General features: G+C 66.7%; 11 protein-coding genes, 1 pseudogene and 1 other annotated feature. Of the genes and pseudogenes, 3 read left to right on the plus strand and 9 right to left on the minus strand.

All coding sequences use genetic code 11. The features are described from left to right. The first annotated feature begins 136 nt into the window (after window positions 1-136). Window positions 137-967, plus strand: a complete 831-nt coding sequence (locus B9Z45_RS13200; protein WP_233252200.1) for a glycosyltransferase — start codon at window positions 137-139, stop codon at window positions 965-967. A 193-nt stretch (window positions 968-1160) separates the two neighbouring features. Further along, window positions 1161-1283 (plus strand): hypothetical protein, encoded by a 123-nt coding sequence (locus B9Z45_RS17540; RefSeq protein ID WP_255562016.1) that lies wholly within the window; start codon window positions 1161-1163, stop codon window positions 1281-1283. A 138-nt stretch (window positions 1284-1421) separates the two neighbouring features. Here the strand turns inward: B9Z45_RS17540 and B9Z45_RS13205 are convergent, their stop codons facing one another. Together B9Z45_RS13205 and B9Z45_RS13210 are read right to left on the minus strand one after the other, a co-directional pair. Continuing rightward, a complete protein-coding gene (locus tag B9Z45_RS13205; protein WP_108407691.1) occupies window positions 1422-2855 on the minus strand; it encodes a UDP-glucose/GDP-mannose dehydrogenase family protein in 1434 nt (477 codons plus the stop codon). Window positions 2856-2916: 61 nt separating this feature from the next. Beyond that, window positions 2917-4154 (minus strand): IS3 family transposase gene (locus B9Z45_RS13210; protein WP_108407692.1). Its coding sequence is split into 2 segments (ribosomal slippage): window positions 2917-3863 and window positions 3863-4154, totalling 1239 coding nucleotides; the frame shifts between segments, so codons are not numbered across the junction. After that, window positions 3757-3873 (minus strand) — a sequence feature (AL1L pseudoknot). It overlaps the preceding gene by 117 nt. 49 nt (window positions 4155-4203) lie before the next feature. Between B9Z45_RS13210 and B9Z45_RS13215 the strand changes: the two are divergent. Continuing rightward, window positions 4204-4578, plus strand: a pseudogene (locus B9Z45_RS13215) (Tn3 family transposase); the annotation flags it as partial. 432 nt (window positions 4579-5010) lie between these two features. Here B9Z45_RS13215 and B9Z45_RS13220 read toward each other — a convergent pair. From B9Z45_RS13220 to B9Z45_RS13250, 7 genes are all read right to left on the minus strand, one after another. Then, a complete protein-coding gene (locus B9Z45_RS13220) occupies window positions 5011-5787 on the minus strand; it encodes a 2OG-Fe(II) oxygenase (RefSeq protein ID WP_108407693.1) in 777 nt (258 codons plus the stop codon). 68 nt (window positions 5788-5855) lie between these two features. Further along, the gene (locus tag B9Z45_RS13225) at window positions 5856-7520 is read right to left on the minus strand and encodes a cyclic peptide export ABC transporter (protein WP_108407694.1); all 1665 of its coding nucleotides are present in this window, start codon (window positions 7518-7520) and stop codon (window positions 5856-5858) included. Beyond that, entirely contained in the window at window positions 7517-8830 is a 1314-nt protein-coding gene (locus B9Z45_RS13230) for a glycosyltransferase (RefSeq protein WP_108407695.1), read from the minus strand. The genes B9Z45_RS13225 and B9Z45_RS13230 overlap by 4 nt, the downstream gene beginning before the upstream one ends. Then, window positions 8827-9756, minus strand: coding sequence for a glycosyltransferase family 2 protein (locus B9Z45_RS13235; RefSeq protein ID WP_108407696.1), 930 nt, complete (start codon window positions 9754-9756; stop codon window positions 8827-8829). The genes B9Z45_RS13230 and B9Z45_RS13235 overlap by 4 nt, the downstream gene beginning before the upstream one ends. Continuing rightward, window positions 9753-10403 carry an ABC transporter ATP-binding protein gene (locus B9Z45_RS13240; RefSeq protein ID WP_108407697.1) on the minus strand — a complete coding sequence of 217 codons (651 nt, stop codon included), beginning with the start codon at window positions 10401-10403 and terminating at the stop codon, window positions 9753-9755. The genes B9Z45_RS13235 and B9Z45_RS13240 overlap by 4 nt, the downstream gene beginning before the upstream one ends. A gap of 5 nt (window positions 10404-10408) precedes the next feature. After that, window positions 10409-11623: a hypothetical protein gene (locus tag B9Z45_RS13245; RefSeq protein ID WP_108407698.1), complete on the minus strand. Its 1215-nt coding sequence runs from the start codon at window positions 11621-11623 to the stop codon at window positions 10409-10411. Window positions 11624-11632: 9 nt separating this feature from the next. Next, window positions 11633-25234: a non-ribosomal peptide synthetase gene (locus tag B9Z45_RS13250; protein ID WP_146180916.1), complete on the minus strand. Its 13602-nt coding sequence runs from the start codon at window positions 25232-25234 to the stop codon at window positions 11633-11635. Between the last annotated feature and the right edge of the window lie 3 nt (window positions 25235-25237).

Below are 25237 nucleotides of genomic sequence, written 5' to 3' on the forward strand. Positions count from 1 at the left end.
AGAAAAACGGAGAGAAAGGAGCTGCAGGACGACAATTGAACTTATAGTTATCCACAGCCAGCGGACATCAAAGCTGGCTCAAGCCCCTGGTCAAAATTCAATCGGCACAGGTGGTCAATATTAGATCAGCGGCAACATGCAAGCCGCCCGCGTCCTGAAATTGCCGGTTTCTTCAGATTTCAGAACCAATTTTCAAAGCTACAGCAAGCACTATGGTGTGGGTTGGCTGCAAAAACCCATCGTGGCCTATTTGCGAAAATTTCACAACAGAACCCAATGCACGATGGTTCCAACCCATGCCATGCGTGAACAACTCGAACAACTTGGCTTTCATCATTTGCACACCGTGGGCCGGGGGGTGAACACCCGTTTGTTCAACCCAGACAAGCGCTGTGCCCATTTGCGTCAAACTTGGCAAGCCGATGATGAGACCGTGGTCTTGTTGTCCGTCGGCAGGCTGGCCGCCGAAAAGAATTTGGACCTCACGGTCAAGACCTACAAAGCTCTTTTGCAAAACAATCGAAAAGTCAAATTGGTTTTTTGCGGTGATGGACCCTACCGATCCAAAATTCAAACCGAATGCCCAGATGCTGTTTTCATGGGCATGTGCACGCAGCCTGAGCTCGCTGTTGCGTATGCCAGCGCCGATCTCTTTTTGTTCACCAGTCTGTCTGAAACCTTTGGCAACGTCACACTGGAATCTTTGGCCAGTGGCACGCCCGTTTTGGCATTTGACTGCGCTGCCGCCCAAGAGGCCATCGAGGATGGGCGAAATGGTTGGTTGGTCCAGGGCGAAGACGCTCAGCTGTTTGTATTGAGAGCCTTGGCCATCAGCCAACGCATTGAGCTCTTGAAAGACGCACGGTCTCACGCCCACACCAGCACCCTCAAGTGGGAATGGTCTTCGATTGCCACCCAAGTAGAACAACTCCTGCGCCAAGTTCTGCACCAGCATTCACGCACTTGATGCGGCGCGACGACAAGAGATCAACCATGGCACGGCAACGCGCCCCAAGGGATGGCTCAACCATCACCATGATGACCAACCATTGGCGGGTCCCCTAGCCCGTCCGATGGAATGAAACCATGAAGGCACTTCCGATCACGCCCAGTGCAAACAGTCCCTGCAAGTAGGCACTTGGCTACAGGATCAAACCAGCATGGGTTTGCTGTGTAACAAAATCACCATTGCCATGATCTTGAACCAACCCATCACCGACATGACATACCACTGGGATAACGCATCGGCCAAGGGCCTCACTGCACTGGACAGCAAGACATGAGGCACAGTCAAAGCGAATTTCAGCAGGCGCGCCTACCAGCTTGGCTATTTTTCTCTTTCAAAAAAAGCCGCCCTATTTCCAAGAAGCGTTGTCAGCAAATCCACCCAATATTGAGCAAGGGTTAGCCCAATAAAGCTTTCAGGCATCCACAGCGTGGTCTGTCGGATGCATGTCCTTGCTGTCAGCAAAATCAAGCCATTGCGCCAAGTCGTTGCGGCGACCAATACCTTGGTACGCAATACCCAGTTCGCTCAATGCCTCAGGGTTGTACAGATTTCGGCCATCCAAAATATACGGTTTTCGCATCAAGGATTTCATCGCCTCGAAATCAGGGTTGTGGAAATTTTTCCATTCGGTCAACACCATCAATGCGTCCGCACCTTCGAGCGCCAGCATGTCTGTGGATGCCAATGAAAAATTCTTCAGCAGCGAAACATCTGGACTCATATCCTGGGTCAGAGCCAACATGGCATGCTCACCAGCCACTGGATCAAAAGCACAAACTTGGGCACCAAGCTCCAAAAGTTGACGAATCACCAAGCGGCTGGGTGCCTCTCGCATGTCATCTGTGTTGGGCTTGAATGCCAATCCCCAAATTGCGATTTTTCGACCCGTCAAATTCGAGCCGACCCGCTGAACCAAACGTTCAACCAACACCGTCTTTTGTCGCTCGTTGACCCACTCGGTTGCAGAAACCACGGCCATTTTGTGACCATGGGCCTTCGCAGCACTCACCAAAGCCTGCGCGTCCTTTGGGAAACAACTGCCCCCATAACCGCAACCGGCATACAAAAAACTGTAGCCAATTCGACTGTCGGCACCGATGCCACGGCGAACATGGTCCACATCGGCGTCCAGCACATCGGCCAAATTGGCGATTTCGTTCATGAATGAAATCCTCGCAGCCAACATCGCATTGGCCGCGTACTTGGTCAACTCCGCACTGCGCACATCCATCCATACGGTGCGGGCGTGATGCCGATTGAAGCTGGCGTACAAATCACCCATCATGCGTTGGCTTCGCGCTTTGTGGGGGCCGTCGTCCAAACCCACCACGATACGATCTGGCCGCATGAAGTCGTCGATGGCTGCACCCTCTTTGAGAAACTCGGGATTGGAGATGACATCGAACAGGTCCATAGACATACCGCGGTGAGTCAATTCATGAGAAATGGCTGCACGAACCTTGTCGGCCGTTCCCACCGGCACGGTGGACTTGTTGACCACCAACTTGAAACCCTTGAGGTAACGGCCGATGGTGCTGGCCACAGACAACACATGGCCAAGGTCGGCAGAGCCATCCTCAGACGGTGGCGTTCCAACCGCAATGAACACAATGTCGCCATGCTCGATGGCCTCACAAGCATCGTGGGTGAAGCGAATACGACCATCTGCCCGGTTGCGGTTAAGAAGCTCTTTCAGACCTGGTTCGTAGATCGGCACTTCTCCGTCTTGCAAGGACTTGATCTTGTCTTCGTCTTTGTCCATGCACACGACTTTGAAGCCCAAATCGGCCAAACAAGCGCCTGTGACCAAGCCCACATAACCTGATCCTATGACTGTGATTTTCATTGCAACACTCCATGTAGTTATAGAGATTGAATCGCCCCGGGTTTCGTGGAGGCCAGTTGGTTTAAGTTGAGACTTCGGTCTCGTTCTTCCCGGCTAGCTGCCGATAGTAGTTCACCTCAGCTTCAGCCGGTGGAATATACCCAATCGAGCTCAGCAGTCGGTGGTGGTTGAACCAAGCGACCCATTCCAGGGTTGCCAGTTCCAGTGCCTCCTTGGTTTTCCAGGGTGCACGGCGGTGGATCAATTCGGCCTTGTACAGCCCATTGATCGTCTCTGCCAAGGCGTTGTCGTAGCTGTCGCCACGGCTGCCCACCGAGGGTTCTATCCCAGCTTGAGCTAGGCGTTCGGTGTAGAGAATGGTAACGTATTGGGACCCCCTGTCGGAATGATGAATCAAAGCATCCGAGCGCTCAGGCTGCCGGTCAAACAAGGCTTGCTCCAGTGCATCGAGCACAAAGTCCGTGCGCATGGAGCTGCTCACCCGCCAGCCCACGATGCGCCGGGCAAATACATCGATCACGAAGGCCACGTATTGCCAGCCCTGCCAAGTGCTGACATAGGTGAAGTCCGACACCCACAGCTGGTTGGGCCGATCGGCCTTGAATTGACGGTTGACCCGGTCCAGCGGGCACGGCGCTGCTTTATCTGACACCGTGGTGCGGACGACCTTGCCTCTGCGAACGCCGTGCAATCCCATACGTTTCATCAGCAGCTCGACCGTACAGCGCGCCACCTTGGTGCCTTCACGATTCATCTGGTGCCAGACCTTGTCAGCGCCGTAGACCTGCATGTTGGCCTGCCAGACGGCTTTGATCTGAGGCATCAGCGTTTCATCACGTTTGGCCCGGGCGCAAAGCAGTTCTGGCTGGCGTTTGCGGGCAGCATGGCACCTGTAGCCAGACGGGGCGATTTGCAGCACTTTGCAAATCGGCTCGACCCCATAGGCCCCGCGGTTTTGGTCAACAAAGTCCCTCAGGACTTGAGTCGGCGGTCGAGCTCCGCCTGGGCAAAAAAAGCACTCGCCAGCTTGAGGATTTCGTTGGCTTTGCGCAGTTCCTTGACTTCGCGTTCTAGGTCTTTGATGCGAGCTCGCTCGTCAGAGCTGACGCCATCGCGCATGCCAGCATCAACTTCGTGCTGTCGAACCCAGTCGTTGAGGGTTTGCGGCACGCAGCCAATCTTGGGTGCAATGGACTCAATGGTGGCCCATAGGGAGGGGTACTCGCCTCGGTGTTCGAGCACCATGCGAACAGCGCGTTCGCGCACCTCGGGTGAAAAACGGTTTGATTTCTTGCTCATGGCTCCATCTTCTCAAAGTGTGGAGCCTCCACGAAACCCGGGGCGATTCAAGGACGCTTTCAGGAACGAGTTGCGCCGGGTGCTCAACCGGGGCGAGGCGGTCAACGCCCTCAAACGCGCCATCTATACCGGCCGGATCAGCCCGGCACAGGCCAAGCGCGTGGACGAAATGCAGGCAGTGGCCGATGCGTTGAGCCTGATGGCCAACATCGTGATGGCGTGGAATACCTCACAAATGCAGGCAGTTCTGGATCGTTGGTCGAACCGCCGTCAGGTGATTCCGCCGGAACTGATCGGGAAGATTGCGCCCACCAGGCTGGAGAGCATCAACTTGCGGGGTGTGTTTCGCTTCCCGGTTGACCGGTACGCCGACCAAATCCTGCCTTCGCGGCCAAATGCACCGATAACTGGCACCAATGGATGAAACCGACCTCGGTTTGACGCCACGAATCGCAGATTTGAAAGTGAACAGGAAAGTTAATGAAATCAACGATCTACCCAGACCACCCCCGCGCCAGTGCTAGCTTTGCGTACCGCCAGTTATTGCACTGAAAACGAGGGGACCCCTTCTCGCGCAGCATCGGCTCGATGCTGCTGGTCGCGAGCGGTATCGCTCAAGGCTTTCATGACTGGGTGATCACGCTCTCGCGCTGCTGGACTCGACACATCCTAGGGCGCTCCAGGCCCAGAAACCCCGCTCACTCCAAGCCCCATCCTTCTCAGTCATACAAGCGGGCGGCTTAAGTTCGGTGGATTGCCCCAGGTGCGGCAGAGCAAGCGCAACGCAACTCTTGTGACACGGCAAGATCAGCGAGGAGTTGGAAAAGTTCGGTCGGCGCGGGCAGCGCGGGCGCCGTCAGGTTCTGCCGCGCATGAGGCGCATGCCCAGGTCAATGGCGGCCCTGCGCACCCGCGACGTGTCGAGATAGCGCAGCCGGAGTTCCCTTTCCTGTTCGAGCAGGCCTGCGCTGTTGACGAAGAATCCCGTGACGGTGTAGCGGGGCGCCTGGGCCCAGATGGTCACCGGGCTCACGCGGTGCGGCGTCCCGCCACGGATCAAGACCAGCCGGTTTGGGCGGGGGAAGATGTACTGGCCGTGGTCCAGCGCATCTAGCCGCTGTGTGGGCGACAAGCCAGAAATGTTTTCGAGCGGCGGCCGAACGCACAACTCACCGCCCCAGTCCGCGTCCCAATGCTTGGAAGCATAAAAGACGTAGGCGCCGCTGTAGACCTTCTCGTCGTTGTGCCAGCCCATGCTGGCGCCTGCCGTCGAACGGAAGAAGCCACGCGTGTAGCCCAGCCAGGCATCGTCCGCAGGGCCGACCGTCGACTGAAGCAACTCCCTGACATCGTCGAAACGGCGTGTTACCGCGTCAGCCGCATCGCCTGCGGGAAGTGCGGTCAGGACGCGGCGCCGCGCGGCTTCGCGGGCTACGGCGCCGACCAGGGCGCGCCCCTTGTCGGTGAGGTGTATCGCACTGTTCATCGCGTAGCGGATCTCGCTGCTCCGCAGGAACTTCAGCCGCGTCGGATAGCGGCGCGAGGCGACAAGGTCGGACAAGGCCTCGAACTCCCCGGGCGGCAGATAGTCGTCGATGACGGCCAGATGGCCGAGGGACAGCGTCACGTTCATGGGACCTCCTCTCAGGTTTTCGGGTGTGCCGCAGCCGCTCAGGCGGCGGTGTCGGCAAGGCTTGCGCTCTAGGTGAACGGCAAGGCCTGCACCTGGCGACGGACGTCCACGATCCGGCCTGCATCGAGGTGAACGAGCAGGTCGGCGCGGTGGAACTGGCGGTCGTCGTGAGTGATGACGATGACCGTGCGGCCCTCCTCGCGAAGCCGGGGTAGGAAGGTTTCGTAGAAGTAGCGGCGGAATTCGGGGTCCTGGTCGGCGGTCCACTCGTCGAACAGGCACAAGGGCCGGCGGTCGGTCATCGCGAAAGCCGAGGCCATGCGCTTTTTCTGGCCCTGCGACAGCGCACGCACGTCCAGCCGCCCCTCGGCATCGAGGCGCAAGGGCAGCGACAACTCGCCGAGGATGCGCCGCAGCAAGTCATCGTCGAAGCCGGGATCGCTCTGCGGCGCCCGTCGGAACAGGTGCACGTCGCTGAAGACCGAGCAGAACTGGCTGCGGTAGGCCAGCACGCTGGCGTCGTCCAGGGGCACGTCGTCGAGCAAGACTCTGCCGATGTGCGGGCGGTACAGCCCCAGCAGGATCTTCGCCAGTGTGGTCTTGCCGCTGCCATTGCCGCCCACGATGAAGACCGTGGCGCCGCGCGGGATCTCGAGGTCGACCTCGCGCAGGCTGAAGCCGTTGGCGCCGGGTTCGGCCGCGTAGGAAAAGCTGACTGCCTCCAGGCGCAGCGTCCGCCAATCGGTGGCGGGCGACGCCTCTGCCGCTGTGGCACCGAGGTCTTCGCTGCTCGACTCCAGCGATTGCAGCATCGACTCGATGCGGGCCTGTGCCAGCCCCGCATCGGCCAATGTCGGCAGGCGCTGCACCACGCCCTGGATGTGCGCCTGCAGGAACATCAGCACCAGCACCACGCTGCCGACCACGGCCGGGTCCACCTTCAGCAGGCGCGCGAAGCCGAAGGCGGCCAGGCCCGCAAGCCCGTAAAACGCCACCACGCCCACCAAACCCACGTCATGCTGCGCGGACTTGAACTCGACCGAGGCGGCCGAGGCGCGGCGCAGCGTCGCCTGCAGGTCTTGATGCCAGAAGTGCCGAGCGTAGGCGGGATCGAGCTTGAGCTCCTTGACGCCGAGCAGCACGTCGTCGGCGAAACCCATCCCGGCATTGGCGAGTTCGTAGGCCTCGCGCATGCGTGGGAAGGTGCGACGGATGAGCAACTGGTAGGCGAGCACGGCGATGACGATGACGACCCCCACGACCGCGGCCGAGCGCGGCGACAGCCAGACCAGGTAGCCCAGCGTGCACAGGACGGTGGCGATGGAGGTCAGCATGGCGACCCAGACCGGAATCGCACTGCTCAACTGCACCGCATCGCGGGTCAGCGCCAGCCGCGCGACGTGGGCCGGCGTGACTTCGACCTGGAGCAGCGTCGCATGAAGGATGGCGTGCAGGATGCGCTGCCGCAGCTTCTCGCAGGCGTGCTCGCTGGCGCTGATCATGCGTCGTGCGGCACCGCGCTGCAGCCAGAGGTAGGCCAGCAAGGCGGCCGCGAAGCCCGCCATCGGCAGCGGGCCGGGGGCTTCCTGCAGGCCTCGCTTGACGGTCTCGGCCAGCAGGGTCACCAGCGCCGTGCCCAGTGCGCCGCCACTCAAGGCGTAGACGACCATGGCCAGGATCTGCCGGCTGCGCAGGCCGGTGAGTTCCAGGTACTTGCGGTAGTGCCTGCTCATTGCCAGGCTTCCTGGGTCATGGTGCTGCGGCCGGCGCCCGCCCGGGGCGGTGGCATCAGCAGGTTCTCGAGGGTCTCGAAGCAAGCCTGTGCGCCCCTGCCGCTGCGAATACGCTGCCGCAGCGATTCCAGGGGCCGGCTCGGCAAGGCACCGCAGCGTTCCATCGCCTCGGCAAGCGCCTCGGCGTCGGGAACCGGGCCCTCGATCATGGTGCCGGCGCCGAGCCTGCGCACGCGGTCGCCGTTGTCCGCCTGGTCGTAGTAGAAGGGCAGGATGATCTGCGGCGTCGCGGCCCGCAGGGCCTGGGTGGCCGTGCCGATGCCCCCATGGTGGATCAGCAGGCTGGCACGCCTGAGCACGCAGGCGAGGTTCGCGAAGTCGACGCGCAGGATGTGGGCCCCGAACTCGCGGGGGATGTTCTCGTCGAAGGGCGTCACGAACAAGCCGCGGCGCCCCGTCCGCGCCAGTGCCCTCGCCACCTGTGCATAGCGCGGGGCGGCGTGGGCGATGCCGGTGCCCAGCGTGCACACCACCGGCGGCGGTCCGGCATCGAGGAAGCCTTCAAGCCGATCATCCAGGACCTCCGATTCGTCAACATGCCGCAGAACGAAATCGCCCTGGCGGATACCGGCACCGGCGAGTGGCGCCAGATCGTCGAACCAGGCCGGGTAGAGGGCTAGCCCCGGTGTGCCGAAAAACAGCCAATCGCGGAGGTTCTCGATGGGTGGCAGGCCCAGCGGCTCGCGCAACTGGTTGAGCGTCGGGCGCAGACGTTCGATGCCGAAGCAGTCGCCCAGGCGCAGGCCCGCGCGCCAGTACCAGCGCGGCAGCGCACGCATGATCGGGCCGTTCACCGGGTAGGGCATGCGCTGCGGCGTGATGAGCTGCTGCGGGCTGTAGATCAGCGACACGCAGGTCAGACCATGCATTTCCGCCGCGAAGCGGGCACCGAAGGCGTTTCGGGTGCAGACCAGGACCGGACGCCGTTCGCGCATCGAGCTGATCACGGCCTGGACGCGCGGAATCGCCAGACGGAGGTAGCCCCCTTCCGCGAGTGCCAGGCGCGAGCCATGCCGCGACCAGAAGACCGGGTTGCACAGGGTTGCCAGGAATTCCTCGCGCGAGCCGATGGCGTGGAAGCCCAGGCCCAGCGCGCGGACCTCCGGTTCGAACTGCGCGTAGGTGGCCACCTCGACCTCGTTCCCGGCGTCGCGCGCCGCCTTGGCCAGGCCAAGCGCCGGCCAGACGTCGCCGCCGGTGCCGAGCAATACGAACAGCAAGTGGCGCGCAGGGCCTGCGGAAGAGCTCATCGAAGGGTTCTTTCGAGGGACAGCCCCAGGCAGCCGCGGGCATAGCTCGCCAGGTACACCAGTTCGAGCCCGTAGTACAGGGCGCGAAAGCGCCAGCGAAACCAGGCATCCGGTTCGCGACTGAACGCGGCGTGGTCGAAGGATTCCCCGGGCATGGTTGACAGCGGCACGAGCCGGTAGCGAGACCAGCACGGAAAGATGCGCACGTGGCCAACCGCCACCCGCGCCTGTTTGACGGCGAGTTCGCGCAGCGACTTGCGCGGCGCGTGTCGCACCCGACAGTCCGGCGCGTAGGAAAAGGGCAGGCCGGCGGCGGCGCTGGCGTCGCAGAAGGCCTTGTCGCCGCCGGAGCGCAGGCGCTCGTCGAAGCCGGGCACCTTGTCGAGCACTCGGCGGTCGACGAAGAGGTTGGCGGTGGCGCCGAAGCGCTGGCGCCGGGCGAAGAACGCCTGCTGGATGCCGAAGGCCTGGTCGTAGCGCTGGACTGCCGAGCGCCGGTCCACCGGCTCGATGGCCACGGCACCGGCCACCAGGCCCGAGCCCTGGGCCTGCAGCGCGCGCACGCCGCTCGACACCCAGTCGGCATCCGGCCGGCAATCGGCGTCGGTGAAGGCGAGCACCTCGCCGCGCGCCCGCGACAGCGCCGCATTGCGCGCCGCATAGGAGCCGCCATTCACCGGCTGGCGAACGATTTCCATCGTGCCCCGGTGCGGTTCAAGCAGGGCCAGCGTGCGGTCGGTCGACGCGTCGTCGGCGATCAGCACCTGGAGCCGGTCGCGGCGATAGTCCTGCGCGGCCAGGGACTCCAGCAATGCCGGCAAGGTGGCTTGGCCGTTGAACACCGGAACGATCACCGTCACCAGAGGCAAAGGCCCGCCGCCGCCGGCCGGATGCGGCCCCGTCGGCGCGTCTGTGTCCTTGCTCATGCTGCCACCTGCGGGGGCGGTACCGCAGGTGCGTGCAGTTCGGAGAACGGCAGCACCTGGGCGCCGATGCCGTGGGCGAACTCGGCGTCGTGGGTGGATATCAGCACCAGCGTGCGCTCGCGCATGTAGCGCAACCGGGTCATCAGCACCTCGCGGGTGGCGAGGTCCAGGCCGTTGCTCGGCTCGTCCATCAGCATGACCGTCGGGCGGCCTATCCAGGCTGCGGCGAGCAGGGTCTTCTTCTGCGTGCCCAGCGACATCTGGCCGTACCGGGAATCCAGATGGGGCTCGAGTGCGAAGCTGTCCACCAGGGCCTCGATGTCGGGATCGATCGACGCGCCCTTGGCTCGGGCCACGAACTCCAGCAATTCCCGCCCCGTCATGAAGGGATAGATCGGGCACTCGTCCGGAACGTAGGACAGCGCTGCCTTGGCCGCCAGCGGCGTCCTGCGCAGGTTATGGCCGGCGATCTCGATCTCGCCGGCGTCGGGCTCCTGGATACCGGCCAGGATGGACAGCAGCGTCGACTTGCCGACGCCGTTGGGTCCATGCAGCGCGTACAGGCCGTGGCCGAAGGCGTGGCTCATCCGGTCGAGTACCTTGCGGTAACCGAAGGTCTTGGAAACATCTTGGAAGCGGAGCAGCATCGTGATCAAGGGAGAAGGATCGTTGCGGCCGTGAAGGTCCACAGGCCGACCACCAGGGCGGTGCTCAAGACGGCGTTGCGGCTGGAACTGAGCTGGGGCCGGCGCAGCACCACCACCAGCAAGGCAAAGCTGGACACGAAGCCGGCAGCCAGTTCGGCGGACAGCGCGGCGTGCCACCACAACAGGCCGACCATGGCCAGCACGAAGGGCAAGCCGAAGCTTAGCACGGCCAGCGTGTCTCCCGGCACCGTCCAGCCGCGCCGCATGGGCAGTGCCGCAGTGAACGGCCGTGCTTCGTCGTGCGCCATCTGCAGGTGGCGGTAGAGGCCGCTGATGCTCATCGCGACGAGGCCGGCGGCGATCAGCGCCATCGGCAGGCTGCGACCGTCGTAGGCCCAGATCGACATCAGGCCTTCGGCCACGAAGACCACCAGCAGGCAGCTGAACAGCTTGCCGAACATCGAAGATCGATGCTGCCGATACAGGATCGCCAGCGCCAGGCGGATCAAGGGCGGCAGCCTCGCGATGAGACGCCGCGACAGTGACATCCAGAGCCGGTGCACACGGCTGAACAGCGCGGCTGCGCCCAGCGGCAGCGCCGGCACCTCGCCCCACAGGCTCCACAGCGCGCCAGTGGCGGCCGGCGCCAGCAAGGCAGCGGCCATCGGTCCGTGCATGCTCAGCGCGCCGGCAACCCACACATCGGCTACCACCAGGGCGCCCAAGCCCCGGATGCGCCCCTGCATGGCCGACAGCTGGCAGACGAACTGCGAGGCTAGCAGGAAGACGATCAACAGGCCGCCCCTGAGCGCCTCCCAGGACAGGCCTTGCCGCGCGCCTAGGACGAAGGCGGCGGCGAAGAACGGCAGGAGCAGGGGGGTGTTCGACACCAGCAGCACTAGCAGGTCGGTCGCGCGCCAGTGCCGCGGCGTCAGCGGCAGCGACTGCGCGAAGTCGCGGAACCGGCCGCCGCGGATTTGGTCGATCTGCATCAGCGCCCACAGGCACCAGCAGCCCTGCCAGAGGCCGATCGCGCCCAGGCGCCAGGCCAGGCCATGGCGCTCGTCCAGAAGCGCCAGCACCAGGTGCGACGACTCCACCAGCAGCGAGCCGCCGAACACGCCCAGGACGAGCACGATCGCCTGCCACCGGCGCAGCAGCAGCAACGCGGTGGCCTCGCTGTACCAGCGCAGTCGCAAAGTCAGGAGGCGGTAGATCACCCGGCACCTTCAGTCCGTTCCGACCCGTTCGGCGGAACCGTCGGACCGAGGGCGGGTTGGATGCGCGGCCGCGGGCCTGCTGGCGCGGACGCTGTGCAGAACCCCGGCAACGGCCTGCGGTGGAGGTTCGTCAATGCAGCAGGCCATCGTCGTCGAAGTTCTATGGGCGTGCATTGTAGGGCGCGGGTCCTGCCGGTCGGGCCATGGGTCGATCGAGGCGGCGAATGGACTGTCACGAAGCTGCCTCGAGATCGCGCGCGTGGCGGGGTCGCGCAGGATCGATTGGTGATCCGCATCTTCCAGGACGGTGCGCGACGCCGAAGGCATCAGGCCCTCCCAGGCCGCCCGGTTGGCCGCGCCGGCGTTTTCCGATGAATGCAGCACCAGGCCGGGCACCTGGAGGCGCTCCATCCTGTGGGTATCCAGGGCCTCCAGGTGGAGCCTGCACGAGCGAACCAGGCCGGGCGAGGCCTGCGCCTGCTCCGGGTAGGCCTTCATTAAGACGTCGATCATGTCGTTCGTCGCAGCCGCAGCGACGCATCGCCCCGCCTCGTCCACGGGCGAGGGGTCGATCAGCAGCAGGCTCAAGCGGCGCTGCGGCTCGCGCGCCAGTAGCTCACGGGCGGTTTCCATGGCGATCAGCGCCCCGAAGGACCAGCCCCCAAGCACGATGGCCTGCGTGGCGGGGAACGCGGCGCCGATCAGGCCGGCGTGTCCGGCGGCGATCCCGGCGATACTGGCTTCGCTCAGCAGGCTGCCATCGGGCCGCTCGATGGCGAAGACTTGGTGCTGCGCGGACAGTTCCTCCGCCAGCGTCAGGTAGGGAAGCGCATTGCCGCTCAGCGCATGAAACAGCACCACCGGGGTGCCCGCGGCGCCGGTGTCGCGCCCGATCCGCGTCAACAGCCCGTCATCGGTGCGCCCGCCCAAACCCTGCACATGCGCCGTGAACGCTGCCAGCGTCGAATGCCTGAACAACGCTGCCACCGACACCGGCACGCCTTGCTCCCGCGAAAAGGCCTGGATGAGCGCGACGGCCAGCAGCGAGTGCCCGCCCCGTTCGAAGAAATCGTCGTCGCGGCCGACGTGGTCCACCGCCAGCACCCGCGACCACAGCGCGGCCATGCCGACTTCTTGGGCCGTGAGTGGCGCAGCGTGGCCTGGGGTCCGCACAGCCGTGGCGTCCGGAGCCGGCAGGCGCTGGCGGTCCACCTTACCGTTGGGGCTCAGCGGCAAGACCTGCATCGCCACCAAGCGCGAGGGCACCATGTGGCTGGGCAGCCATCGGGACAGCGCCTGCTCGAGCGCGCCCGCCTGCAGGGTTTGACCGCCAGTGCCGACATAACCCACCAGTTGCTGCTGGGCGCCCTCGCCTCGGGCCACCACGACCGCTTCGCGCACGCCCTCGCAAGACAGCAGCGCCGATTCGATCTCCCCCAGTTCGATGCGGAAGCCGCGTACCTTGACCTGCTGGTCCAGTCGGCCGAGGTACTCGATCTGGCCATCGGGTCGGTACCTCGCCAGGTCGCCCGTGCGGTACAGGCGGCCTCCAGGCTCGTCGCCGAACGGGTCCGGCAAGAAAGCTTCCGCCGTCAGCGCGGGGCGGTTCAGGTAGCCCCGCGCCAGACCCGCCCCGCCGATGTACAGCTCGCCCGCAACGCCCACCGGCACCGGCTGCATCCAAGTGTCCATGATGTACAGGCGCGTGTGGTCGATGGGTCGGCCAATGGGCGGCATCTCGTCGCCCCTGGCCCTGCCGAGCGGTGCCGACATGGCCGCGCAGACGGTGGCCTCCGTCGGTCCGTAGGCGTTGATCAGGCGCGTGCCCTCGCACCAGGCCTGCACGACTTCGGGCCTCAAGGCCTCGCCGGCCGACACCACGGTCTTCAAGGACGGCAGATCCGCCGGCCGGATCTGGGCCAGCAGCGCAGGCGGCAGTGTCGCCACCTCGGGGTGCTCCTCGCCCAGTCCGGCCAACAGGCCGTCGGCCGAGGAAGCCGGCAGGATCAGGCAGGCTCCCACCGTGAGCGCCGAGAACACTTCAGAGACGGAGGCATCGAAGCTGATCGAAGCGAACTGCAGCACGCGCGTGCCCGGCCCGATGCCGAATGCGCGCTGCTGTGCACCGAGCATGCCCATGATTCCGCGATGCGTGACGGCGACACCCTTGGGCGTCCCGGTGGAGCCGGACGTGTAGATGACATAAGCGAGGTGGTCTGCGCCCACGGCCGAGAGCGGCGGCGCGCTTGCGGGTTGCCGCGACCACGGGCGTTCATTTTCTGCGGCGTCCAGGTCCACACGCGGGATGCCGGACATCCAGGGCTGCGCCTCCGCCACGTCCCGCTGGGTCAGCAGCAGCGCTGCCGCGCTGTCCTGCAGCATGAACGCCAGGCGCTGCGCCGGGTACTGCGGATCCAGCGGCACGTAAGCGCCTCCGGCCTTGAGCACACCCAGCAGCGCCACGATCAGCTCGGGCGTGCGCGGCAGGCACACCGCGACCCGGCTCTCCGGCCCCACGCCACGTGACTTCAGCCAGTGCGCCAGCTTGTTCGCCTCGCTCTCCAGCCGGCCGTAAGTCCAGCGCTGCGACTGCCACAGCAGGGCCACGTCGTCGGCATGCAGACGCGCCTGCTCGGCCACCCGCTCGTGCACCAGCGCGGCCGGGGCACGGGTGCCGGTGGCGTTCCACTCGACCAGCATGCGCCGGCGCTCGGTTTCATCCAGCAGCGGCAGCATCGCCACACCCACCTGCGGCTCGCGCAGCATGGCCTCGATCAGCACCAGATAGTGCCCGGCCATCTGCTCGATGCGCGGGGCATCGAACAAGTCCGCGCTGTACTCGAAGCCCAGTTGCATCCCCTGTCCGTCAGCGGTGGCCGTCACGGTCAGGTCGAACTTGGCGGCCGGTGCGGCAGCGCTCTCGTCGATCAGGCCCAGGCTCAATCCGTCGACCGAGGTCAGGTCGCGGGGCGCGTTCTGCAGCGCGAACATGACCTGGAACAAGGGGCTGTGGCTCATGCGTCTGGATGGGCCCAGCACCTCCACCAGCTTGTCGAAAGGCAACTCCTGGTGCGCATACGCCTGCAGCGTCGTGTCGCGCACCTGCGCCAAAAAGTCCTCTACCGAAGGATTGCCCTGCAGCCGCCCGCGCAGGACCAGCGTGTTGACGAAAAAGCCCACCACATCGTCGAGCTCGGCATGCTGTCGGCTGGTGACGGGAACCCCCACGGCAAGGTCGGTCTGGCCGCTGTACCGGAACAGCAGGATCTGCAGGGCGCCAAGCAGACCCATGAACACGGTCAGGCCCCGCTGCTGGCAGAAACGCTCGAGGGCTGCCGCCATCGCCGTCGGCAGCCGCGTTTGGAACAGCCCGCCCCGGCCGCTGGTGCGGGCCCCGCGCGCGCGGTCGGTGGGCAGTTCCAGCATTGGTGGCAGCCCCTGCAACTGGCTCTGCCAGTACGACAGCAGCCCCTCCAGCACGTCGGCCCGCAGCAGGCGTCCACGCTCCCAGGCTGCGTAGTCCGCGTGCTGCACGCTCAGGCGGGGCAGTGCGGCCGGCACGCCCTGGGTGGCCTGGGCGTACAGCCGTGCCAGGTCACGGATCATCACGCCGACCGACCAAGCGTCGACGATGATGTGGTGAAACACCATCCTCAGCCGCAGGTTCGGGCCCGAGCGGAGTGCCGCCACCCGCCACAACGGCGCTTGCGAAAGGTCGAAGGGCTGCACGGCAAGGCCTTGCAGCAAGGGTTCCACGTCGGGATCGGAGACGTTCAGCCATTGCAGCGGAACGGGGATCTCCGGTCGCACGTTCTGCACCAGTTCTCCTTCCTGCATGCGCAGGCCGGTGCGCAGGCTTTCGTGGCGCTGCATCAGGCCCTGCAGCGCCTGGTGCAGGGCCGCTTCGTCCACCTGGCCTTGCAGTTCGAGGGTCACGGGGATATGATACCGCACGGGCGTCATCTGCTCGATGAACCACAGGCGTTGCTGCGCATGCGAGGCCGGCAGCCGGCACGGCCGTGCCAGCGGCGCGATGCCACCCTCCCGGGCGCCTTCGGAAGGCCGGGCCTGCCCGGCCTGCGCCACGCGCGAGCCCAGTCCGGCTACCGTGGGCGCCTCGAACAGGTTTCTCAGCGGCAGGTCAGTGCCGAGGTTCTGGCGCAGGCGCGCCATGACCTGGGTGGCCAGGAGCGAGTGCCCACCCAGCGCGAAGAAGTCGTCGTGGATGCCGACCTGGTCGACCTTGAGCAACTCGGCCCAGATCCGCGCCAGCGTCATCTCGGTCTCGGTCCGCGGCGCTACGTAGGCCTGGGTCAGCGCTCTCTCGCCGCTCGGCGCCGGCAGCGCCTTGCGGTCCACCTTGCCGTTGGGCGTGAGGGGCAGGCGTTCCATCGGCACATAGACCGCCGGCACCATGTAGCCGGGCAGTTTGGCCCCGAGGTGCGACCGCAGATCCTCGGGCGGCACCGGCCGCTGCGCCTTGCCGACCACGTAGGCCACCAGCCGCTTGTCTCCGGGCTCGTCTTCGCAGACCGCAACCACGGCCTGCGCCACGCCCTCGTGCTGCAGCAGGGCGCTCTCGATCTCGCCGAGTTCGATACGGAAGCCTCGTAGCTTGACCTGGTTGTCGATCCGGCCGAGGTACTCGATCTTGCCGTCCGGCAGGTAGCGGGCCAGGTCCCCTGTCTTGTAGAGCCTGGCGCCAGCCTGCGGGTTGAAGGGGTTGCGGATGAACTTCTCGGCCGTGAGCTCCGGCTGATTCAGGTAGCCCCGTGCCAGACCCGCGCCACCGATGTGCAACTCGCCGGCGACCCCGATCGGCACCGGCGCCAGGTGCCCGTCCAGGATGTAGATCTGGGTGTTCGCGATCGGGCGGCCTATCGTCACCTGCTCGCCCCTGCCCTGCCTGCACCAGGTCGAATAGGTCGTGTCTTCGCTGGGGCCGTACAGGTTGCGCACCCTGAGCTGTGGCTCTCTTTCGAGCACGCGCGCCACCAACTCCGCGCCAAGGGCCTCCCCCGCCACGTTCAAGCCCCGCAGCCTTGCGGGAAACTCCCCGCGCTCGAGCAGCGCGTCGACCGCCGAGGGCACGGTGTTGACCAGCGTCAGGCCGAGGCTGCCCAGGTCCTGCTGCGTGATCCGATCGATCACGTGCACGACCCCGCCCATCGCCAGCGTGGTGAACAACTCGAACACGGAAAGGTCGAAGCAGATGGAGGTCGACGCCAGCACTCGACGCATCTCCTCGGCACTGAACTCCTGCTGGCACCAGGCGATGAAGGTGGTGGCGTTGCCGTGGCACAGCTCCACCCCCTTGGGCCGCCCGGTCGAGCCCGAAGTGTAGATGACGTAGGCCAGGTCGTCCGGCCCGGCGAGGTCGATCGGCTTGTCCTGCGCGCATTGCCCGATGCGCCCCCAGTCGCGGTCTAGGCACAGCACCTGACCGGCGTACTGCGGCAGCTCCGGCAGCAGCGCCTCTTGCGTGAGCAGCACCTTCGGATCGGCGTCGTGCAGCATGAAGGCCAGCCGCTCGCCGGGATAGCCCGGATCGAGCGGCACGTAGGCCCCACCGGCCTTCAGGATGCCCAGCAGGCCCACCACCATGTCCAGACCGCGCCGCACGCAGATGCCCACCCGGACCTCGGGGCCTACGCCCAGGCCCCTGAGATGGTGGGCCAGCTGGTTGGCCCGGGCATTGAGCTCGCCGTAGCTGAAATGCCGGTCTTCGTGCACCGCTGCCGTGGCCTCGGGGCGCTTGCCGGCCTGGGCTTCGAACATCTGGTGGATCGTACGCTGCGCGGGGCAAGGCGCGGCGGTGTCGTTCCAGTCGACGAGGACCAGGTGGGCTTCTTCCTCCGTCAGCAGCGGCAGGTCGCGCACCTTCGCCGTCGGGTCGTCGCAGATGCCCCGCAGCAGCACGCCATAGCGCGCAGCCATGCGCCTGATGGTCGGCGCCTCGAACAGGTCGGTGTTGTATTCGAGGCTGCCCGCCAGCCGGCCCGAAACTTCGGAGAGGCAGCAGGTGAGGTCGAACTTGGCCGTGCTACCCGGGCTGGGCAGCCATTCGAAGCCGAGATCATCCAACTGCACGCGCTCGCGGGGCGCGTTCTGCAGCACGAACATCACCTGGAACAGCGGCGAGTAGCTCAGGCTCCTTTGCGGCTGGAGTTCCTCGACCAACTGCTCGAACGGCAGTTCCTGGTGTGCATAGGCCTGCAGCGCCGTCTCCTTGATCCGCACCAGCAGTTGCTCGAAACTGATCTGGGCGTCGATGTGGTCCCGCAGCACCAGGGTGTTGACGAAGAAGCCGATCAAGCCTTCGAGCTCGGCCCGGTTGCGTCCCGCGATGGGCGTGCCCACGCAGATGTCGTCCTGCCGGCAAGTGCGGCTGAGCAGCACCTTGAACGCCGCCTGCAGCACCATGAACAGGGTCGCGCCTTGCGCATTCGCCAGCGCGGTCAGCCGGCCCGTCAGCGCTTCGTCGAGCTCGAAGTCGAGCGAAGCGCCGCGATGGGTCTGGACCGCGGGTCGGGGCCTGTCGGTGGGCAGCTCCAGCAAGGCCGGAGCGCCGGACAGCTGCTGCTTCCAGTAGCGCAGCAGCGTCTGCAGGTGCTCGCCGCTCAGCCGCTCGCGCTGCCACGCCGCGTAGTCCGCATACTGGATCGGCAACGCGGGCAGGGCCGGCTTCTGCCGCTGGAGACATGCCTGGTAAAGCTGGGCCAGCTCGGTGAACAGCACGCCCATGGACCAGCCGTCGCCGACGATGTGGTGCAGGGTCAGCAGTAGCACGTGCTCCTGCGCCTCGAGGCGGATCAGGCTTGCCCGGATCAACGGACCCCGGCTGAGCTCGAATGGCCTGGAGGCCTCGTCACGGACGATAAGCTGCAGGCGCTGCTGTAGGCCGTCCTGGCCACCGAGGTCTTGCTGGCCGAGTTCCAGCTCGAGTTCGGGCAGGATGATCTGGTGGGGCTGCCCCGCTTCGACCCGGAACACGGTTCTGAGCGTCTCGTGGCGGCGCACCAGCTCGTTGAACGCCTGCCGCATGATGTCGGCCTGCAGCGGACCGTGGAGCGCGAGCGCCAGGGGGATGTTGTAGAAGGGGTTGTCGGGGCTGTACTGGTCCAGGAACCACAGCCGCTGCTGAGCAAAGGACAGTGCCAGCTTCTGCCCGGACGCGCGCACCACAGGAGTGATGCTCGGCAACTTCTGGGCACCTTGCTCCCGCAGGGCCTGCTCCACCCGTTTGGCCAGCGCCGCTACCGTGGGCGCCTCGAACAGCACGCGCAGCGCCAACTGCACCTCGCAGCTGGCGCGCACCTGCGACATCACCCGCGTGGCCAGCAGGGAGTGCCCGCCCAGGGCGAAGAAGTCGTCCTCGATGCCCACCTCCGCCACGCCCAGCACCTGCGCCCAGATCGCAGCCAGCCGGGTCTCCAGCGGTGTTCGGGGCGCCACCCGCGCGTCGGCTTCCAACTGCTGCGGCACCGGCAAAGCACCCCGGTCCACCTTGCCGTTGGGTGTGAGCGGCAGGGCCTGCAGCAGCAGGCAGCGCGAGGGCACCATGTAATCCGGCAGCCGCTCGCGCAGGGCCGTGCGCAGCGCGTCCTCGTCGGTCTGGGCGCCCTCGTGCAGCGCCGCATAGCCCACCAGCTGGCGCCCGCCTGGAAGGTCGTCGCGCACCACCACCACCGCTTCGCGCACGTCGGGCAGCGCGCCCAGCACGGCCTCGACTTCGCCAAGTTCGATGCGGTAACCGCGCAGCTTGATCTGGTGGTCGGTGCGGCCCAGGAACTCGAGCTGCCCGTCCGCACGCCAGCGCACAAGGTCGCCGGTGCGGTACATGCGCTGGCCCGCTGCGCCGTTGACCTCGGGCAGGAATCGTTCGGCCGTCAGGTCCGGCCGGTTCAGGTAGCCGCGCGCCAGGCCATCGCCGGCGATGTACAGCTCCCCCCACACACCCACCGGCTGCTCCACCAGCCGCTCGTCCAGCACGTGCAGCCTCGTGTTCCACAGCGGCGCGCCGATCGGTGGCGTCGCGGGCCAGTGGGCGAGCGTCGCCACATCGAGACAGTGCTCGCTGACCACGTGGGTCTCGGTCGGTCCGTACTGGTTGAAGACCCTGCGCGTCCCGAGGCGGCGGATCAGCTGCCGCAGCCCCTCGCCGACGTGCAGCGCCTCCCCGGCGGTGATGATGTCGCAGCCCGTCGCACCTGCCGCCCCCGGCGTTGCTTCGTTCGATACCAGGTGGGCAAAGTGCTGCAGCACCGCGTTGGGCAGGAAGACCCGTTGCAGGTCGGCCGCGAGGATGAATTCGTGCAGCTGGTCCAGGTCTTCCCGCAGCGCGTCCTCGACGAGCACCAGAGTGCCACCGGCCGCCAGCGTGGAGAAGATCTCCTGGAACGAGACGTCGAAGTTCAGCGACGCGAACTGTAGGGTGTTCCTCCCGGGTCCGGCAGATCCAGGGCCATGCGCCTCAATCTGCCACTGCAGCAGGTTCACGAGGGACCGGGTGGCAAGGCTGACGCCCTTGGGCCGACCGGTCGAGCCGGAGGTGTAGAGCACATAGACCTCCGGGTCGCTCGAAGCCCCGGAGACTGCGGGCAGCGGTGAAGTGCACCACGCGGGATCGTCATGCCCCAGGTCGTCCAGATGCAGCCAGGGCGCGGCCAAGCCGGCCGGCGCATGGTCACGGCGACCGAGCACGAACGCCACCCGCGCGTCCTCGAGGATCGTGGCCAGTCGGGCGCGCGGCAGCGCCGCGTCCAGGGGAACGTAGGCGCCGCCGCACTCGAGCACGGCCAGCAGTGCGGCGACGAGCTCGCCGCTGCGCGGCAGGCAGATACCCACCCGCGTCCCCGGCCCGCAGCCCCGCGCCCGCAACTCATGGGCCAGGCGGTTGGCGCGCCGTTCCAGCTCGTCGTAGGTCCAGGCCTGCTGCGCAAACCTCAGGGCCACCGCCTGCGGGGTGCGCCGGACCTGCGCCTGCACCAGCGCGTGCACGGTCGGCGTGGACTGCGGCGGTCGGCCCGTGTCGTTCCAGCGCGCAATCTGCGCGCGCTCTGCAACGCCCAGCAATTCGAGGTCGCCGACGACGTGCTCGCCGTCGCGCGCGACCTGCTCCAGCAGGCGCTCGAAGTGCGCCGCCAACCGTTCGATCGTCGCGCGGTCGAACAGTGCCGAGGCGTATTCGAAATCCGCCCGCAGCGTGCCGTTGGCCGCCTCGTGCAGAGTCAGCGTCAGGTCGAACTTCGCGGTGCGCGCCGTCGGCGCACGGGCCACCAGCTCGAGTCCCGGCAGGGCCAGCGCTGCCATCGGCACGTTCTGCAGCACCAGCATCACCTGGAACAGCGGGGTGTGGCTGCGGTGGCGTTCGGGATGCAAGGCCTCCACGAGCTGCTCGAACGGCAGATCCTGGTGGGCATAGGCCTGCAGCAAGGTCTCGCGCGTCCGGGCCAACAGTTCGGCGAAGCGCTCGTGCCCATGCACCCGGGTGCGCAGCACCAGCGTGTTCACGAAGAAGCCCACCAGGCTTTCCGTCTCCAGCCGGTGGCGGTTGGCGATCGGCGTGCCCACGCACACGTCCTGCTGCCCGGCCCAGCGGGCCAGCAACGCACTGAAGCTCGCCGCCAGCACCATGAACAGGGTCGCCTGCCCCTCCTGCGCACGGCGCTCGAGCGCTGCGCGCAGCGCTGCGGGCAGCACCCGGTCGACCGCCGCCCCGGCTTCGTCGCGCACCGCGGGCCGCGGCCGGTCGCCGGGCAGCGTGGTCAGGGTGGGGGCTTCGCGGAGTTGCACGCGCCAGTGCTCGAGCTGCCGCTCCAGCGTCGGGCCCAGGACCTGGCGCTGCCAATGCGCGTAGTCCGCGTACTGCACCGACAGGGGCGCCAGTTCCGCCGCCGGGCCTCCGCACTCCTCGGTGTAGAGCAACCCCAGCTCGCGCACCAGCACGCCCATCGACCAGCCGTCGGCCAGGATGTGATGCAGGGTCAGCAACAGCACGTGGCGCTGCGGCGCCAGCCTCAGCAGCACGGTGCGCAAGAGCGGCCCGGACGCCAGATCGAAAGGTCGCATCGCCTCCCGCCGCGCCCAGTCGTCGGCTGCCGCATCGCCGTCGACCTCGTGCACGGCCAGCGCCACCGCGCCAGGCGCCTGCACCACCTGCACCGGCTCGCCGTCGACGGTCTCGAAGCGCGTGCGCAGCACTTCGTGGCGCGCCACCACCCGCTCCAGGGTGTACTGAAAGGCCCGCAGGTCCAGCCTGCCGCGCAGTTCCAGCACCACCGGCATGTTGTAGGCCGGGCTCTCGGGCTCCAACTGCGCCAGGAACCACAGCCGCTGCTGGGCATGCGACAGCGCCAGGGCGCGTCCGGGCTCGCGGCGCACGGGCTCGATGGGGGGCAGCGTCACGCTCTGCTCCCGCAGGGCCTGCTCCACCCGTTTGGCCAGCGCCGCTACCGTGGGCGCCTCGAACAGCACGCGCAGCGCCAACTGCACCTCGCAGCTGGCGCGCACCTGCGACATCACCCGCGTGGCCAGCAGGGAGTGCCCGCCCAGGGCGAAGAAGTCGTCCTCGATGCCCACCTCCGCCACGCCCAGCACCTGCGCCCAGATCGCAGCCAGCCGGGTCTCCAGCGGTGTTCGGGGCGCCACCCGCGCGTCGGCTTCCAACTGCTGCGGCACCGGCAAAGCACCCCGGTCCACCTTGCCGTTGGGTGTGAGCGGCAGGGCCTGCAGCAGCAGGCAGCGCGAGGGCACCATGTAATCCGGCAGCCGCTCGCGCAGGGCCGTGCGCAGCGCGTCCTCGTCGGTCTGGGCGCCCTCGTGCAGCGCCGCATAGCCCACCAGCTGGCGCCCGCCTGGAAGGTCGTCGCGCACCACCACCACCGCTTCGCGCACGTCGGGCAGCGCGCCCAGCACGGCCTCGACTTCGCCAAGTTCGATGCGGTAACCGCGCAGCTTGATCTGGTGGTCGGTGCGGCCCAGGAACTCGAGCTGCCCGTCCGCACGCCAGCGCACAAGGTCGCCGGTGCGGTACATGCGCTGGCCCGCTGCGCCGTTGACCTCGGGCAGGAATCGTTCGGCCGTCAGGTCCGGCCGGTTCAGGTAGCCGCGCGCCAGGCCATCGCCGGCGATGTACAGCTCCCCCCACACACCCACCGGCTGCTCCACCAGCCGCTCGTCCAGCACGTGCAGCCTCGTGTTCCACAGCGGCGCGCCGATCGGCACGTTGGCGTCGGCGTCGTCGGGGTCGACCGCGCTGATCGCCGACCAGATCGTCGTCTCGGTCGGTCCGTACACGTTCCACAGGCGTGCCCCGTCGGCCACAAGGCGCGCGGCGGTCTCTCGCGGCAGGGCCTCGCCGCCACACAGGCAGCGCGCGGCGCGCGGCGGCGTCCAGCCGGAATCGAGCAGCATGCGCCAGTTCGCAGGCGTGGCCTGCAGCAGGCGTACGTCGCCGGCACAGACGCGCTCGGCGATTCGCAGCGGATCGGTGACGTCCTCGCTGCTGATCATCACGATGCGTCCGCCGCGCGACAGCGGCAGGAACAGCTCCAGCGCCGAGATGTCGAAGGAGACCGAGGTCAGCGCCAGCACGCCCTCGCCCGGTGCGCAGCCCGGAACCTCGCCCATCGCGGCGAGCAGGTTGGCCAGCGCGCCGTGCGAGATGGCCACGCCCTTGGGACGGCCGGTCGACCCGGAGGTATAGAGCACATAGGCCAGGTGGCCGGCGCGAATGGTCGCTAGTGGCAGCGGCTGTTCAGCGTGCGGGGGTGAGTCCTGCCAGGGATCGATCAGCGTCCCATGGCCCGACAGCGGCAGCCTTGACCGGGTGGATGCCGTGGCCAGGGTGACCAGGGGAGCGGCGTCCTGCAGCACCCAGGCCAGACGCTGCGGCGGATAGGCGGGGTCCAGCGGCACGTAGGCGCCTCCGGCGCGCAGCACCGCGACGAGGGCCACCACCAGGTCGCTCGAACGCTCCAGACAGACGCCGACGCGCACGTCGGGTTCGACGCCGGCCGCACGCAGACGGTGGGCCAGCACGGACGTGCGTGCGGCCAGTTCGGCGTAGCTCAACCGGCCCTTCGCGGTGCCGTCGTCGACGGCGATGTCCTTGGGCGCGTCGGCAAAGCGCTGCTCCAGCCAGCCGAGCAGCGTGGCACCGGACGGCAGGGGACGGGCGCTGTCGTTCCAGGTGCGGACCACCCGGGTGCGCTCTTCGGGCGGTATCCAGTCCACGTCGACCAGCGGCCGATCGGGCGCCGCGACGAGTTCGCCCAGCAGGCGGCCAAGCCGCGCCGCCATGCGGGCGACGGTGTCGCGGTGGAAGAGGTCCGCCGAGTATTCGAGGTAGCCCTCCAGTCGTTCGTCGCGCTCGGTCAGCGACAGAGTGAGGTCGAACTTGGAGGTACCGATGTCGAGCTCGACAGGTTGGCAGGCGACGCCCGGCAGCTCGAACGCGTCCATCGGCATGTTCTGCAGCATGAACATCGCCTGGAAAAGGGGCGAATGGCTGAGGTCACGCTCCGGATGCACTGCTTCGACGATCTGTTCGAAGGGCAGATCCTGGTGGGCAAAGGCACCCAGGGCCGTGTCCTTGACCTGGGCCAGCAGCTGGACGAAAGAGCGCGCGGGATCGATGCGCGCGCGCATCACGACTGTGTTTATGAAGCAGCCGATCAGGCCCTCGAGTTCCACCCGCGTGCGGTTGGCGACCGGCACCCCGACGCACAGGTCGCGCTGGCCCGAGTGGCGCCACAGGAAGACCTGGTAGGCGGCCAGTGTCACCATGAACAGCGAGCTTCCCGTGCGCGCCGCCAGCGTGCGCAGCGCCTGGGTCAGGCCAGCATCGAATGCGAGAGGCAGCAGGTCGCCCCGGAACGACTGGCGCTGGGAGCGGGGATGGTCGGTCGGCAGCGCCAGGCTCGCCGGGGCATCCTGAAGCACCTCGCGCCAGTACGCAAGCTGCAGGTCGCGCGCCGCACCGGACATCCATTCGCGCTGCCAATGGCTGTAATCGGGGTATTGCAGCGGCAGCTCCGGCAACTGCAGCGGCAGGCCGGCGCGGCCGGCGCAGTAGAGCGCGCCCAGTTCGCGCACGAACACACCCAGGGACCAGCCGTCCGAGACGATGTGGTGCATCGACACGCACAGCATCCAGTGGCCGTCGTCCAGCGCCAGCAGGCAGCTCCGCAGCAACGGACCGTGCTCCAGGTCGAACGGGCGCCGGCCCTCGCGGACGGCCTCCTGTAGCGCGATGCGCTCGAGCTCGGCGCCGTCCAGGCCGTCGCGCGCCAGCTGGCGCTGCGTCCACGCCAGCCGCCCTTCGGCCTGCACCAGCTGAAGCACGCCGTCGGGGCCCTGGCAGAAGGTCGTGCGCAGGGCCTCGTGGCGTTGCAGGACGGTCTCCAGGCAGGCGCGCAGCAGGGCGACGTCCAGATCGCCGCGCAGCCGGATCACGATCGGCAGGTGGTAGAACGGCGAGCCGGCGGCGAGTTGGTCGAGGAACCAGAGGCGCTGCTGGGCAAACGACGCCTCGAACTCGTAGACCAGCGGCTGCTCGGAGTCCAGGTCCGTTCTGTCGGCGATGGGGGCGTTCGTGGGGTGCTTCATGAG

This window comes from Limnohabitans sp. 2KL-17 (assembly GCF_003063415.1).
Classification (GTDB): Bacteria; Pseudomonadota; Gammaproteobacteria; order Burkholderiales; family Burkholderiaceae_C; genus Limnohabitans_A.

What these genes read in the sequence shown, in the direction of transcription:
- B9Z45_RS13200 (WP_233252200.1), top strand. Translation starts at nt 137, where the DNA reads ATGCAAGCCGCCCGCGTCCTGAAATTGCCGGTTTCTTCAGATTTCAGA.
- B9Z45_RS17540 (WP_255562016.1), top strand. Translation starts at nt 1,161, where the DNA reads ATGGGTTTGCTGTGTAACAAAATCACCATTGCCATGATCTTGAACCAA.
- B9Z45_RS13205 (WP_108407691.1), bottom strand. Translation starts at nt 2,855, where the DNA reads ATGAAAATCACAGTCATAGGATCAGGTTATGTGGGCTTGGTCACAGGC.
- B9Z45_RS13220 (WP_108407693.1), bottom strand. Translation starts at nt 5,787, where the DNA reads ATGAACGTGACGCTGTCCCTCGGCCATCTGGCCGTCATCGACGACTAT.
- B9Z45_RS13225 (WP_108407694.1), bottom strand. Translation starts at nt 7,520, where the DNA reads ATGAGCAGGCACTACCGCAAGTACCTGGAACTCACCGGCCTGCGCAGC.
- B9Z45_RS13230 (WP_108407695.1), bottom strand. Translation starts at nt 8,830, where the DNA reads ATGAGCTCTTCCGCAGGCCCTGCGCGCCACTTGCTGTTCGTATTGCTC.
- B9Z45_RS13235 (WP_108407696.1), bottom strand. Translation starts at nt 9,756, where the DNA reads ATGAGCAAGGACACAGACGCGCCGACGGGGCCGCATCCGGCCGGCGGC.
- B9Z45_RS13240 (WP_108407697.1), bottom strand. Translation starts at nt 10,403, where the DNA reads ATGCTGCTCCGCTTCCAAGATGTTTCCAAGACCTTCGGTTACCGCAAG.
- B9Z45_RS13250 (WP_146180916.1), bottom strand. Translation starts at nt 25,234, where the DNA reads ATGAAGCACCCCACGAACGCCCCCATCGCCGACAGAACGGACCTGGAC.